At 56.0% G+C, this 13685-nt stretch carries 12 protein-coding genes; all 12 read right to left on the reverse strand.

From position 1 onward, the window contains the following. Positions 1-73: 73 nt before the first annotated feature. On the reverse strand, positions 74-712 hold the full coding sequence (locus AB1644_07800; protein MEW6050948.1) for a hypothetical protein: 639 nt from the start codon (positions 710-712) through the stop codon (positions 74-76). A gap of 389 nt (positions 713-1101) precedes the next feature. Continuing rightward, positions 1102-2478, reverse strand: coding sequence for a protoporphyrinogen oxidase (hemG, locus tag AB1644_07805; GenBank protein ID MEW6050949.1), 1377 nt, complete (start codon positions 2476-2478; stop codon positions 1102-1104). Beyond that, the gene (gene hemH, locus AB1644_07810; protein MEW6050950.1) at positions 2465-3421 is read right to left on the reverse strand and encodes a ferrochelatase; all 957 of its coding nucleotides are present in this window, start codon (positions 3419-3421) and stop codon (positions 2465-2467) included. Before hemH ends, hemG begins: the two co-directional genes overlap by 14 nt. A 9-nt stretch (positions 3422-3430) precedes the next feature. Next, positions 3431-4828, reverse strand: a complete 1398-nt coding sequence (gene hemN / locus AB1644_07815) for an oxygen-independent coproporphyrinogen III oxidase (protein ID MEW6050951.1) — start codon at positions 4826-4828, stop codon at positions 3431-3433. Continuing rightward, on the reverse strand, positions 4825-5856 hold the full coding sequence (gene hemE / locus AB1644_07820) for a uroporphyrinogen decarboxylase (GenBank protein MEW6050952.1): 1032 nt from the start codon (positions 5854-5856) through the stop codon (positions 4825-4827). The genes hemN and hemE overlap by 4 nt, the downstream gene beginning before the upstream one ends. Then, positions 5847-7154, reverse strand: a complete 1308-nt coding sequence (gene hemL / locus AB1644_07825) for a glutamate-1-semialdehyde 2,1-aminomutase (GenBank protein ID MEW6050953.1) — start codon at positions 7152-7154, stop codon at positions 5847-5849. The genes hemE and hemL overlap by 10 nt, the downstream gene beginning before the upstream one ends. Further along, positions 7141-8115 carry a porphobilinogen synthase gene (hemB, locus tag AB1644_07830; protein MEW6050954.1) on the reverse strand — a complete coding sequence of 325 codons (975 nt, stop codon included), beginning with the start codon at positions 8113-8115 and terminating at the stop codon, positions 7141-7143. Before hemB ends, hemL begins: the two co-directional genes overlap by 14 nt. Then, a complete protein-coding gene (locus AB1644_07835; GenBank protein MEW6050955.1) occupies positions 8103-8816 on the reverse strand; it encodes a uroporphyrinogen-III synthase in 714 nt (237 codons plus the stop codon). The genes hemB and AB1644_07835 overlap by 13 nt, the downstream gene beginning before the upstream one ends. After that, the gene (gene hemC, locus AB1644_07840) at positions 8804-9730 is read right to left on the reverse strand and encodes a hydroxymethylbilane synthase (GenBank protein MEW6050956.1); all 927 of its coding nucleotides are present in this window, start codon (positions 9728-9730) and stop codon (positions 8804-8806) included. The genes AB1644_07835 and hemC overlap by 13 nt, the downstream gene beginning before the upstream one ends. Before the next feature lie 5 nt (positions 9731-9735). Further along, positions 9736-10992 carry a glutamyl-tRNA reductase gene (gene hemA, locus AB1644_07845; protein MEW6050957.1) on the reverse strand — a complete coding sequence of 419 codons (1257 nt, stop codon included), beginning with the start codon at positions 10990-10992 and terminating at the stop codon, positions 9736-9738. Positions 10993-11203: 211 nt separating this feature from the next. Next, positions 11204-12214 carry a radical SAM protein gene (locus AB1644_07850; GenBank protein MEW6050958.1) on the reverse strand — a complete coding sequence of 337 codons (1011 nt, stop codon included), beginning with the start codon at positions 12212-12214 and terminating at the stop codon, positions 11204-11206. A gap of 161 nt (positions 12215-12375) precedes the next feature. Then, positions 12376-13581 (reverse strand): radical SAM protein, encoded by a 1206-nt coding sequence (locus tag AB1644_07855; protein MEW6050959.1) that lies wholly within the window; start codon positions 13579-13581, stop codon positions 12376-12378. Between the last annotated feature and the right edge of the window lie 104 nt (positions 13582-13685).

Below are 13685 nucleotides of genomic sequence, written 5' to 3' on the forward strand. Positions count from 1 at the left end.
CTTTTGTCAAAGCCAAGGCCCGGTGCCAGTGTCGGCATCGGGCCTTTGAATTAGCTGCCGCAATCGAGGCTGCTTACTTCGGCTTTGGTCCCTTGTTGCGGTCGGCAAAATTCCGGGCTTTGGGTGCATCGGATTTCTTCTTCGACTCCGCCACATACTGGATCGTCTCGTCATGCAGCAGCACATAGCTCCTGGACTTCGCGCGCAGAGCGATAACATCGTCAGGCGACGCGTGGCAGTGATTCGAAATGAAGCGCAGGTTTACCAGGTTGACGATATCGTCGTCGTCGAGTACAACTTTCTTCCACTCAGATTTCGACCGCTTCTTGAAATGGCCATATGCCTTACCGAACGGCGGCCCCGGATCCGTTTTAACCGGTACGTAAAAGATCGCCGGGCTAAGTTGGAACAGCAGGGTAATGTCCAGGTAGGACTTGCCTGCCTTCCGCAGATCGATGACCGCTTGCGGAGTAACGCCAGCCCGTTGCGATAGGTAGAAAATGACTGCCAGTTCTTCGTCCGAGATCTTCTGCTCCCGGACTGCAACAACTTCCCGCTCCGGCATTTTGAAATAATCGCTTATGGCCAGATGGAACGACTTTAAGTGCCCGTCACTGATCGACAGTCCGGCAGAAATATCGGCCGACTGACCGGACGCCGGTACCAGCAGCAAAAACGCCGCTACCGCCGCCAACAATGCTGTCTTGCGCATATTGGCTCCCTTCGTGAACTCACTGTCCTTATTATCGGCTCCTATCGTTGGGTAGTTAAAACATATTATACAGACCAACTCGGATCCGGACTCCTTTCAAAACCAGTTGAATAGAAACACGTGTCAGAACGTGAATGGAATACTTGAGAATAGAGGCGTACTGCACTGTGGCGCAGCTGGATAGCTCATACAACGTATCATCAGAACAGCAAATAAGTCTTGACAAGATAGGTGCCAGTATCTATTTTGAAATTAGAAGGTCTGGCCCAATGGGCATTAAACCGAGCCCGCCACGAAGTGTGGCATTCACGGCCGGACGTTCGACTACAATCTTCAAAGGTTTGAAACCCCTCGGCATCGGCCGAGGGGATTTTATATCAGGTAGTCTGTTACGGCCAAACGACTTGTGCAACGCGGTGAGACTGCTTGATACAATCGTTCAAGCCGATCCCATAATAAGCATTTCCGGTGATATGCAGGTTACCGATCAACGCCAGTTCGGTTTCGATTTGCTTCATGATTCCGCTGTGACCGATATGAAACTGAGGTATCCCATGTCGCCATCGGTAGATACGCGTGATCTCGGGCGTGCCGGAAATCCCGACTATGGCATCGAGGTCGCGCCGGACCAATTCCACCAACTCGGAGTGAGAAAGGCCAGCCGATTCGTGGTCACCATCGCCTCCAACCATCGTCCGAAACTGTACTTTCCCTAACGGCGCCCGGTCGGCGAAAATCGATGATGTCCAGATCGAGCCGAGGATCCGCCTTCTCTCTTTTTTTGGTACCAGAAATCCAAAGCCGTTGAGGTCGGCACGCACGGCACCCACAGGGTACCCCATGCAAACGACTGCAATCGGCGCGTACGGGATCGATGCGAGAGCAGCGGATAGCTGTGCGGAAAGACTCTTAACGATTTCGGCTCCAGCGTGCGACGGTACCGCGAGAATGACAGTAGTTGCCGTCACCAGGCTGCCGTCTGCAAGTGCCACCAGGTACTGGGAATCACGTTTGGCAATACTTCTTACACCGAGCCCGGTTTGTATCTCGGTTGCGTACTTTTGCCTGAGCGCGTCGATGATCGCATCTAATCCACCATGGAACGATGTCAGCCAGCCGCCGGGTCCGGATGGTCCGCCGGTCGTACGCCCTGCTGCTTTGTGTCGACGTCCTCTGACAATCATTGCCTTCAATAGCGACCCATACTCCGATTCCATCTCTTTCATAATGGGAAAACAGGATTGGAGCGAAAGCCGCTCCGCATCCCCGCCGTAGATACCGGACACCATCGGCTGTATCAGATAGTCGGCGGCCTGTCTGCCGATACGGCGCACCCCAAAGCTGTAAACGGACTCATCGTCACCGTTCGGTGGCCTGGAACCGAACGGCTCCATCATAACTCGCAGCTTGCCGGAAAGAGGGAGGATATCTGAAGTCAGGAATTTGCCTGGGCTCATAGGAACAGACCGTAGCCTTCCTTCGCGCAGGATGAATCGGTTGCTCACATTGGCGTTGGCCGGTTCAAGTTGTTTCGTCAAACCCAGATCGTTACAGAGCTGGAGCGTCAACGGCTCGCGATCAAGGAAGCCGTTGGGACCCCAATCAAAGCTGTAACCGTCGATATGGTCAGTTCCGATCGTGCCCCCGAGCCGATTCTCGGATTCATAGAGGCAAACCGTCAGTTCAGGCTTGCGCTGCCGAATGAAGTGCAGAGCGGACAGACCTGAGATGCCGCCGCCTGCAATCAAAACATCAATGAGTGACACGTGCCGAAACCCTTTCCCTGATCAGGTTAGCAAGCACCTGTGCGAATCGGTGATCGTCGTTGAACATTGGCATCCGCCGAATGCGAGGAGCGAGCGCGGGCCCGACCATCTCTCTCAGCTCGATGTCGAGTTCATATAGCGTCTCGATATGGTCACAAACGAAACTGATCGGCACTATGAACAGCCCGCCAGGACGCGAGGAAAGCAGGCGGCGCACTTCGCTGACCGTTTCCGGCTGGACCCATCTGACCGGGCCGGTCCGACTTTGAAACGCGACGTGGAAATCTCGGCCGCCCGCGGTGAGTTTGGCACTGCGCTTGATCTGTTCGACATACGGATCGCCATCCTGCACGAACTTTTCCGGCAACGAGTGAGCGGAGAATAACAGAGTCTCTCCCGGTCTGATATTCGCGTCGATGAAGTCGCGAAGAAGCGATATATACATCGGATTGTCATGGTAGTCCCGTACGAACACGGAGGTGATTCCGCGGTAACCCGCCAACTGGCGCCCCGCTTCTTCGAACGATGATCCGGTTGTGGCGCGGCTATACTGCGGATACATGGGGATGAATATGAGCCGTCGAAATCCTTCGTGAAACGCGCGGTGTACAGCTTCTCCGATGGTCGGTTCGAAATAACGCATGCCGACAAAACACCGGAACCCGGGAAGTTCGGATCGCAGCAGTTCTTCGACCCGCCTCCGTTGTGCATCAGTCCATGCGAATAGGGGCGAGCCACCGCCTATCATCGCATAATGACTCGCGACTTTGCCTTTTCGAGCACTCGATATGAACCACGCGAGCGGCTTTTGCAGAAAGGGTCCACCCGGCAGCCGAATGATCGACCGGTCTGAGAATATATTAAAGAGATACCGTCGTACGTTGTGGGTATTGTCGGGTCCTCCCATGGCCAGCAGGATGGCGCATGTCTTTTCGTCACGCATAACAATCGCTCAGATCGTCCGGGAGAACGTGGAGCCGGGAGTTGTTTCCTGGCTTTGGAGGTACGCATCAAATGTCATGGCTATATTTCGCACAAACGTGCGTCCCAGCGCCGTAATGCGCAGGCCGTCGTCGCCGATAACCAACAGGTCGTCATCCACGAACTCCGCCAGCGCGGATTGCTCGTGAACGAAGTACTCGATGAAGTTCACACCGAACCTTGTTTGCAGGCCGGAGAACGGTAGTTGGAAATTGCACATGAGTGTTGAAATAACAAACTGGCGGATTTGATCATCCCGGGAAAGGCGTATGCCGCGATATACCGCAGTCTTGTCTCGGTCGATGGCCGTCTGATAGCTGTCGAGCCGCGACAAATTCTGATAGAATCCATTGTCGACATAACCGATTGACGACATGCCAAGGCCGATCATCTCCGGCGCGGCCTGGACAGTGTACCCCATGAAGTTTCGATGCAACCTGCCGTCGACCTGGGCGATGGCCAGTTCATCGTTGGGAAGTGCAAAGTGGTCCATGCCGATCTGCCGGTAGCCGCCGCCGGTGAACCGCTCGACAGCAGTGGAGATGAGTCGGTATTTTGTCTCGGTACTCGGCAAGTCCTCGTAGCGGATCATTGACTGATGCGGCATCGCTTTCGGCAGATACGCGAACGAGTACACGGCAACGCGATCGGGTTTCAGTCGCAAAGACAGTTCCAGGGTGTTTTCAAATGTCTCCGCAGTCTGACACGGCAGGCCGTAGATGAGATCGATGTTAATACCTTTGAATCCGCGTGTGCGGCAATGCGCGATCAGATCTGCCACAAGCTCAAAGCTCTGGACGCGTCCGACGGCCTTTTGCACCGATTGATCGAAGTCCTGGACGCCCAATGAAATGCGGTTGAAACCGTTTTCCGAAAGAAAGTCGATCTGGTCGAATGACGTAACCCGCGGGTCGACTTCGATTGACTTTTCGCAGCCGTCCTCAAAGCGAAACTCCTCAGACAGACTCTGTAGAATGCGGGCAAAGCGAGCCGGATCGATAAACGTGGGAGTGCCACCACCGAAATGAAGCTGATTGATGGTACGCCGGTCGCCGAGCAGGGAAACAACGTGGCGTGTCTCACGCAACAAGGCGCTGGAGTAACTGTCCACGCGCGAGGTGCTGTTGGTGATTACCGTGTTGCACCCGCAGTAATAACAGCGCCGTTGACAAAACGGAATATGGCAATAGATAGCCAACGGGTCAGTGGCTCGCTCTGATGCCGCTCGCAACGCCTCTTCATAATGTATCCTGCCAATCTCCTCTTTCCAGACCGGAACTGTCGGATAGCTGGTGTACCGCGGCCCGGAACGATCGTACTTGCGAAGCAGTTCAACGGGCACAGTCGTGCCGGCTGTCTCTGGACTCATGTCGGCCTCCGATAATTGTGCACTGTCTGCACCAGAGCCTCGACCGATGCCAGCGGTGTTTCCGGCAGTATCCCATGGCCGAGGTTGAACACCAGTCGTTCATGACAATCCAAACTGTCGAGGATTTCTTCGGTATGTTGGACCACTCGTTCAGGTGTGCCGAATAGCACCGCCGGGTCAAGGTTTCCCTGAATCGCTTTTCCCGACAAGGCCGAGGCAGCTTCGCTCAAGTCCATGCGATAATCAACACCTACGACCTCGCACTCGATGTCCTGTACGACATCGATATAGGGAGCGAGGTTGTTGACAAACAGGATCCTGGGGGTTCCCGGCCGCTTGAGCTCCCGGAAAATCTTGTTGATCGGTCTGGCGGACCAGTTGCAGTAGTCGTCCTTGGAGAGTATCCCGCCCCAACTATCGAATATCTGAACCGCGTCGGCGCCGGCATCAATCTGCGCCCGCAGGTAGTCGACCGTGACATCGACAAGCAATGTCATCAACTCCTCGGAGGCGTCCGGATAGCGGTGCAGAAACTGCTTGGCTTTGTCGAACGAGTGCGATCCTTTGCCGTTGATAAGATAACAGGCCAGCGTGAATGGGGAACCGGCGAACCCAATGACCGGAGTCGAGGGGAGTGCCAATTTAATCCGGCGAATCCCCTCGGGTACGAACCAGAGTTCTTTGTTGACATCAAACCGCCGAAGTTCGGCTACGTCGGCTGGGTTTTTAATAGTCTTCTGAAGCTGCGGTCCACCATCGGGGAACACAACCGGGATTCCCATTGGTTCGACTATGGTGAGTATATCTGAGAACAAGATCGCGGCATCAAGTCCAAATCTCTCCACGGGCTGGCGGACCACCTCAGCGATCAGTTCGGGGGTTCGGCACAGTTCCAGAAACGAGACTCGTTCGCGAACAGCACGGTAATCCGGCAGATACCGTCCCGCCTGACGCATGATCCAAACCGGAATCGGCCCATCGTTTTCACCACGGCAGGCCTTAAGGAACGGGCTGTTGCTTATGTCCATGAATGTGCTTCCTTGCCGATCGCGGAAGCGAGGACCTCGACCGCTTGATCGAGCATTTCGTTAGTATGCGCGGCTGACAGGAAACAGACCTCGTAGCCCGAAGGAGGCAAATATAGCCCGGCATCGAGAATCCTTTCGTGCACCCGGTTGTAGTGTGAGATACCGTCACTACTGATAGTGTCAGCAGACAAGGGGAGCTCGCGCTGAAACACGATCCAGAAAATGGATGCCACGCCGGCAATGTTCACGGCTCGCCCGCTCAGCCGCTGCATGAGCGAACCCACAAAACGGCGATTGCGCTCTTCCAGCTGGGCGTGAATCTTCCCGTCAGCGAGTTTTGTGAGTGTCGCCAACCCGGCCGCCATGGCTACCGGATTGCCCGAAAGCGTTCCAGCCTGATAGACCGGTCCAAGCGGGGAGAGCATATCCATAATATCTGTGCGGCCACCGAAGGCGCCGACCGGCATCCCGCCGCCGATGATCTTACCGTACGTTAGAAGGTCAGGTCGAATACCGTAATATGCTGCTGCGCCACCCATCCCGAGACGGAATCCGGTGATGACTTCGTCGAAAATCAACAGTGCCCCGTGTTTTTCCGTAAGTGCCCGAAGCAGGCGAACGTAGTCATGCCGCTGAATAAGCAAGCCGTTATTTGCCGGGACCCCTTCGATTATAACGGCCGCCAATTGGTCGCCATGCTGGTCGAAGAAGGTCTGGAGTGCCTCCTCATCGGCAAGCGGCAGGACTGCAGTGTGGCTGGTGATAGCGTCCGGAACGCCCGCCGATGACGGCTGCCCAAAGGTGGCCAGACCCGAGCCGGCCTTTACCAACAGGTGATCGCTGTGACCATGATAGCAGCCCTCAAATTTTAGTACGAGGTCTCGCCTGGTGAACCCCCTGGCCAGTCTAATAGCCGACATCACGGCCTCGGTACCTGACGACACGAAACGAATCTTTTCTACCGGATCGATCTGTCTGACGATGAAGTCGGCGAGTTCGTATTCAAGCTCAGTCGAAGCGCCAAAAGTCATGCCCCGCTCGACTTGGGATTTGACAGCGGCAACGACATCCGGATCGCCATGTCCCAGAATGAGCGGTCCCCAGGAACTGCAGAAATCGATATAGCGGTTACCATCGATGTCATACAGGTACGCCCCCTCGCCCCGGTCGATCACGCGCGGCGTGCCCCCAACCGATTTGAACGCCCGAACCGGAGAGTTTACTCCGCCGGGGATGACCCGAGATGCGAGGCTGGTCAATTCTCTCGACCGCCCAGTGTTCAGTTTAGCGCCAATCATGTTTGAGAATGTCCCTCAAATGATAGGTGAGAATGATCGAGGCACCGGCGCGCATGATGGCGGTGAGATTCTCGATCACCATGATCTTCTCATCGGCCAGCCCGGCCTGGGCAAGTAATTTAACGGCTGTGTACTCTCCTGAAACGTTGTAGGCTGCGACCGGTAATCTGCTGTGAGCCTTGAAATCGGCAATGATATCCAGATAGGGGAGAGCCGGCTTAACCATGACGATGTCCGCCCCTTCATCAGTATCGAGTGCCAGCTCGTGCAACGCTTCGGCGCGGTTGCGGAAATCCATCTGGTACCCCTTGCGGTCTCCTTTGCCCGGCGCAGATTTAGCCGCCTCGCGGAACGGACCGTAGTAGGAAGATGCATACTTGGCCGTGTAGGCCAGGATCAACGTTTCGTGCCGACCGTCGGCTTCGAGCGCCCGGCGAATAGCGCCAATGCGCCCATCCATCATATCCGAGGGCGCTACACAATCGCATCCGGCGTTCGCCAGTGCCAGGGCCATATTCGCCAGCACCGTTACCGACTGGTCGTTATGCACATGATCGCTTACCGTCACACCACAGTGCCCGGTGTCCGTGTAAGCGCAGAGGCACACATCGGCGCTGACAAAGAGGTCGTCTCCGAATTTGTCCTTCAGCCGCTTGACAGCCACAAGAACCGGGTTTCTTTCATCCCATGCCGTGGCCGCCATTGGATCTTTGCGATCAGTGACCCCGAAAAGCATCACTTTGTTAATACCGATCTGCATGTCGGTGACAATCGATTGCGCGAGTCTATCTACAGACTCACGGTAAATGCCCGGGAGCCCCTTGATCTCCTCTCTGATACCGGTGCCGTCGCATACGAAGTAAGGCTGGATCATCCCGCGCGTGCTGAACGTCGTGTCTGCGGAGAGGTCGCGGATGATCGGATTTCTCCTGAGCCGCCTCGGGCGAGTTAAGAGTTCCATGTGATGTACTCCAGGATAGTGTTGACATCGGGGACAGGCATAGTCGAAATTCGCGGCCAACCCAGCAGCGTCATCTCCCGCTCGGTCGTGCGGCCGATGGCAATCGCCCGGCAACGCGGTTCCCCGAACTGCTCATGCCAGGCCCGCACGGTCGAGGGGGCTGTGAACAGGATGTAATCTGTTGGTCCGAACGAGCCGACTGCACGTTTGGAAACCGGCGAAGGCTCAGTCCGATAACAGATGAGGGGATAATATTCAACCTGCTTCGCGGCGAGCATGGGAGCGGGATCAAAATTTATCTCAGCGCCACGAGCATACAGAACCCTATTCCCGGCGGAGACGTGTTCCGCAACCAACAGAGTGAATAGCTGCTCGCCGTAAGCTTCATCCGGCACCAGGGTGGCGAACCGGCCGAATTGTGCGAGCGCCATGGCGGTTTTGGTGCCGACCGCTGCGATCTTGCTCGAAAAGGAAAGAGGGCGACCCAGGTCCGACAGACGCCGAAAGAATGATTCGACGCCGTGAGCGCTCGTGAATACAGCCCAGTCGGGAGCAAGACCATTGAGCGCCGGAGGCCATTCGAAAGCTATCGGGCGGATCGTTTGAAGGGGAATTGGAACTATCTCCACATCCCTCTGCACGGCTTGACTCTTCAAGTCGACCAGTTGCGAGAGATCTCGTGTGATGCCTACGCGCAACATACCGAGCTTTCCTGGAGGCTGACAAAGGCGCGTTCTATGATTTCCTCGACATCGGCACCGGTAATATCGGCGCGCTTGAGGCCGGTCCACGCCTGCTCATTCCGCACCCCCAAAACCGCTTTGAGCCGGAACAAGTGGCCAAGTTTCTCCGAATAAACGCCGAGAGGCAAGGAACAGCCGGAGTCGAACCGTTCCAGCAGCCCCCGCTCAAGGCGCGCTACGATGGCGTCCTCGCGAGTCCCAAGATTCGATACCACCGACTCCACCCGTGGGTCATCTTGCCGGATCTGGATTCCCAGAATTCCCTGTGCGGGGGCCGGCAGAAACTGTTCAGGGTCCAGCTCTATCGTCACCAGATCATTCAATTCAAGTTTCAGCCGTTTCACACCGGCTGCCGCGATGAGGATGGCGTCATACTCACCGTTGCGGAGCTTCCCTACGCGCGTCGGCACGTTCCCGCGGAGGTCGACGATCCGTAGGTGAGGATTGTAGAATGCGATCTGCGCTTTACGGCGGGCCGCGCTGGTGCCGATGATCGCTCCGGGCTTCACCGGTATAATTCCGCCCTCGATATATGCGTGAGGTCGTACGAGCAGGAGTTCACGTCGATCAGCGCGATAACCGACTGCGCCGAGCTTGAGCCCCATCGGCTGAGTGGTCATCAGGTCTTTGAGTGAGTGGACGGCCAGATCGATCTCGGCCGCCAACAACGCATCTTCCAATTCTTTTGTGAAGAACCCCTTGCCTTCCATTTGGTCGAACCCGACACTGTCGATCCGGTCACCAGAGGTTTTGATGACCCGGATGACCACCGTGCAATTATGGTCGCGTTCGAGGCAGTCACGGATGAAGTTGGCCTGATACAACGCCAGATCGGATCCTCGCGACCCGATGATCAAATGTGTGCGAGGCATATTGATTACTGCGCCCCACCCAAGTCATTCGGGCACAGGCCGCTGCGCATCTGCGCCAGCCTTTCCGACAGGACTCGGACCGGCTGGAAAGAGGAATGGCCGATCAATTTCGTCACGAGCCGCTTGACCGCCTCACGCTCATCGTGCTGCAAACTGGTCAGCTTCTGTGCAAACAGATCATTCAGAGCTCGGTCCGCCAACTCAAGTGACTCTTTGTAGCTGTCGTGAAAGATCGGTTTCAGGGACAATTCCATCCGTCCCGAGAGATAGCTGTTGACGGCTTCACGTACGATCTCGCTGGCCTTGCCGACCTCAACAAATTTCTGGCGAAGGTTGCCGTTGCACCGAGACTTGAGTATCGGGATGTCGATGAATCTCACGCGTGAGTCGCGCTCGAACTCAATCGAAAAATCGCGCGGGACAGCAAGGTCGATACACAGCACCGGATTGGTGCTTGCTGTGAGCCGATCCAGGAAAGTACAGTCAAAGACCGGCTCGGAAGCCGCGGTCGCAGAAATGATAGCATCGACGCCAGTCGGCTGGCGCAGGAACACCTCAAGCGAGACTGCCGTGCCGCCAAACTCCTGCGCCAGCGGCCGGGCGTTTTCCAGCGTACGATTCACAAAAACTATGTCACCCAGGGTGAAGTCTTTAATATAACTGGCCAGCTTCCGAGTCATCGCGCCTGTGCCAACCAGCGCCACGACTGCTTGCATGTTTGCTTGGAGATGTCGTTGAAGCTCCGAAGCTGCGAGCGATGCCATCGACAGCGCTCCTTCACCAACCGAAGTCTCGCGTTTGACCTTTCGTGCAATCTGAAGCGCTTTCTCTGCCAGGTCGGCCAGAACCGGCCCAGAGAGACCATCCGCGGCAGAGTCCTGCCAGGCTTGCTTGAACTGACCCGTTATTTGCGTTTCACCCACGACCAACGATTCAAGTGATGCGACGGTCCGAAAGAGGTGCGTGATGGCCTCGCGGCCGGTGAGATGATAGAAGTCGTTGGGGAAGAAGCCTACGTCATGCTGCCCGGCAAAGAAGAAGTCTATCAACCGATGGAGCGGGCGCTCGCCCTGATCCTCCCCATTGATAGCGTACATGAATTCCACACGATTACATGTCGCAAGGTAAAGTAGTTCGTTAAGCCCGAGCACCTGCTTGAGCTCCGCCAGGAAGGTATGCTTTTTCCCCCTCTCGAGCGTCAGCCGCTCAAGAAGCGGCATGTTCTGCTGCCAGATCGATGTCCCAATTATCCCGAACTGCACGCCTTAGTCCGTCCTCATTTCTGCCATCACTCGATAACTTTGATGGAGATACAACAAAATTGGTCGCAATTGTCACGGTATTGTCACGGCTTGTGAAAAAGATAACAAAAAACGGGATGATTCTATCGATGAGAGCTATTGACTCGGACTTACGGGCTGGACTATTGCGTACAGTTCGGTATGTTTTGGAGGAATTGGTGCTGAATGGAATTCATACACGGCGTAGACATACAGGGAACGAGGCATCCAGATCACCGGTATGTGCAAATGCTGCACCTCGACAGCCACCCAGACAGTCATCGAACGCCTCGCAGCCCCGGCAAGGACCATCGATCCTGCCTCGGTCGTACAAGGCGATCTCGCGCATGCGCGGGTCCTGCCATAAATCCCGAAGTGACGTCTCTCTCACGTTTCCGACTCTGAACCGAGAATCAAGCAACCCGGTGCAAGGATAGACGTCACCGTTGGCCGCCAGGTAACAGGTTTCCACACCAGCGACACATGTATGAAACAGGTAGCCAGGAGGCAGCGGGCCAAATGCAGGATCGAACAGCACCACGGGTGACTCATACTCCTGCAGGCCCTGCACCAGACGACTGAGTTCCGGCAAACCAGTGGTGAATTCCAGACGCTGTCTGACTTCGGGTGAGATTCCTCCGCCCCATGGCACGAATCCGCACAAGCGGACCGATTCGACGCCGAGACTTCGAGCCAGATCTACATATGGTATTACATCGTTGAGGTTTTCCTGTCCCACCAGCATCGCCATATGTGCCTGAATGCCGAGATCCTTGCAGGTCCGCACAGCATCGATAGCCTGTTCGAACTGCTTATCCGAAGCCAGGCGCAAACGCCCGTTGGCCGCGGCCGTGGAACCGTCGATGCTCACCTGGATCGCCTGTACGCCGGCAGCGCGCAGCTCTTCGGCTCGCAAGGGGGTGAGGACTAGCCCGTTGGTAGTGATAGCCGACGTGATACCATAGTGATTATGAGCATAAGAGATCAGCTCATCCAGATCGCGCCGCACCAGCGGCTCGCCGCCGGTCCAGCCGATCACGCTAAACGACAAGTCATTGAGAACGTCGATGACCTGTCGGCACTCATCGGTTGTGAGTTCATCGCGTACTGCCGTGTTCGCAGAGCTATAGCAGTGCGGGCAACTCAGATTGCACCGATTGGTGATCCCCCAGCCAAACATGCGTGGCGTAGTGTTCTGGTCCATTCCTCTTGGCTCTCGAGACTGCGGAACGCTCCGGGGGGAACCCAAGGGAGCGCTCCGCAGTGTGTGTAATTACTTCACCGGGTTAGGCGGCAGAATATAAAATAACCGGTTGTAGCAGGGACACGGTTTCGCCTGCGCAGTTTTCGGCTTCTCGATAAACTTCATGTGTTCACCTCCTTCCGATGTTCACAAAGGTACCGTAACTCCAATATCTCCTGTAAGTTGAACTTCCAGGAGCAACAATATCCATGTCGGTCACCCGACATTCTCAGTCCTTCGATTGGACACCCACCCATACACATGGGAAGAATATCGCATTCCACGCAGCCGGGCAGAGCGAACTGGTCCCACCCCATGTACCGGGCGAGGTTCATCTGTTGACCAGGCGACATGTCGTCGTTGAAGATCGTGCCGGTCGAGCGGTCAGGACCATGTCCGAGCTCTTCCCAGCATTTGAAGAGATTCCCATCGGGATCGATCACGAAGCTGTTGGCGCTGTCCGCACCGCAGTGACCCCCCGCTACGAGGTCGGGATACTCTATGCGATAGAAACCGCGTTCGATGAGCTGCCGATATAACTGCACCTGCCGCTTCGCGAACCGCTCCGTGGAAAGGCATTGTCCGCGCACGTCCGCACACGCTGATCCGGACGGATTAACCTGGGCGAAGTAGACGAACACGTGTTCCAACAGGCCGGCTGATTCCAGTGACTCGATCAACCGGTGCGCGTCGTCGAAATTGCCTTCATCGAGGTTAGCACGGATGACGATCTTCATCAATCTTGCTGCCGCGTCGAGATTCGAGAGAATGCGGTCAAACGTCCCAGTGCCATTGCTCAATTTGCGGCGTCGGTCGTGAACCTCGCGTGGTCCATCGAGCGTTACCTGCGCCGACGAGATTCCTGCCGCTACTAATTTCTTGGCCATCTCGCCATCAAGCAAATAGCCGTTTGTGATTATCGAAGACGGATGGACAACGGCATCGTAGCGCAAGGCTGATTCGGCGAATGCCCGTTGGAATCGCTCGATTTGACGGAGACAAAGCGTGGGTTCGCCGCCGAACCAGGTAACCGCCAGGGCATCGGAGCGCTTGAGTCGGCGCTCCACAAAAGAGATCAACGCATCGGCGGTATCATCTGACATTCGACCTGCATGGCGGTTTTCAAAACAGTATGTACAGGCAAAATTGCATGCCATGGTCGGCGCGATGGTAAGGGAGAGGGTACTGTTGGCGAACCGTCGGAGACGGTTCTGTGCCTTCAGCCAGGAGACCTCATCAAAGCTGTCATCAACAAGAAACGAGGCACTCGAAAGCTGCGATAGCAGGGCTTGCTGTTCCGGTTCGGTGCAGTTCCCGTTGCCGGACATGATATGCTGGATGCGTTCGTGTGTCCCGGTCGAGCTCGGCCAAGGCTGTGGTCGCAGCGTTAAACGCCAACCGGTGGTCGTCATCAGCCACGAAGAAACGATTG

The organism is Candidatus Zixiibacteriota bacterium (assembly GCA_040753875.1).
Lineage (GTDB): Bacteria > Zixibacteria > MSB-5A5 > GN15 > FEB-12 > DATKJY01.

What these genes read in the sequence shown, in the direction of transcription:
- AB1644_07800 (MEW6050948.1), bottom strand. Translation starts at nt 712, where the DNA reads ATGCGCAAGACAGCATTGTTGGCGGCGGTAGCGGCGTTTTTGCTGCTG.
- hemH (MEW6050950.1), bottom strand. Translation starts at nt 3,421, where the DNA reads ATGCGTGACGAAAAGACATGCGCCATCCTGCTGGCCATGGGAGGACCC.
- hemN (MEW6050951.1), bottom strand. Translation starts at nt 4,828, where the DNA reads ATGAGTCCAGAGACAGCCGGCACGACTGTGCCCGTTGAACTGCTTCGC.
- hemE (MEW6050952.1), bottom strand. Translation starts at nt 5,856, where the DNA reads ATGGACATAAGCAACAGCCCGTTCCTTAAGGCCTGCCGTGGTGAAAAC.
- hemL (MEW6050953.1), bottom strand. Translation starts at nt 7,154, where the DNA reads ATGATTGGCGCTAAACTGAACACTGGGCGGTCGAGAGAATTGACCAGC.
- hemB (MEW6050954.1), bottom strand. Translation starts at nt 8,115, where the DNA reads ATGGAACTCTTAACTCGCCCGAGGCGGCTCAGGAGAAATCCGATCATC.
- AB1644_07835 (MEW6050955.1), bottom strand. Translation starts at nt 8,816, where the DNA reads ATGTTGCGCGTAGGCATCACACGAGATCTCTCGCAACTGGTCGACTTG.
- hemC (MEW6050956.1), bottom strand. Translation starts at nt 9,730, where the DNA reads ATGCCTCGCACACATTTGATCATCGGGTCGCGAGGATCCGATCTGGCG.
- AB1644_07850 (MEW6050958.1), bottom strand. Translation starts at nt 12,214, where the DNA reads ATGGACCAGAACACTACGCCACGCATGTTTGGCTGGGGGATCACCAAT.
- AB1644_07855 (MEW6050959.1), bottom strand. Translation starts at nt 13,581, where the DNA reads ATGTCCGGCAACGGGAACTGCACCGAACCGGAACAGCAAGCCCTGCTA.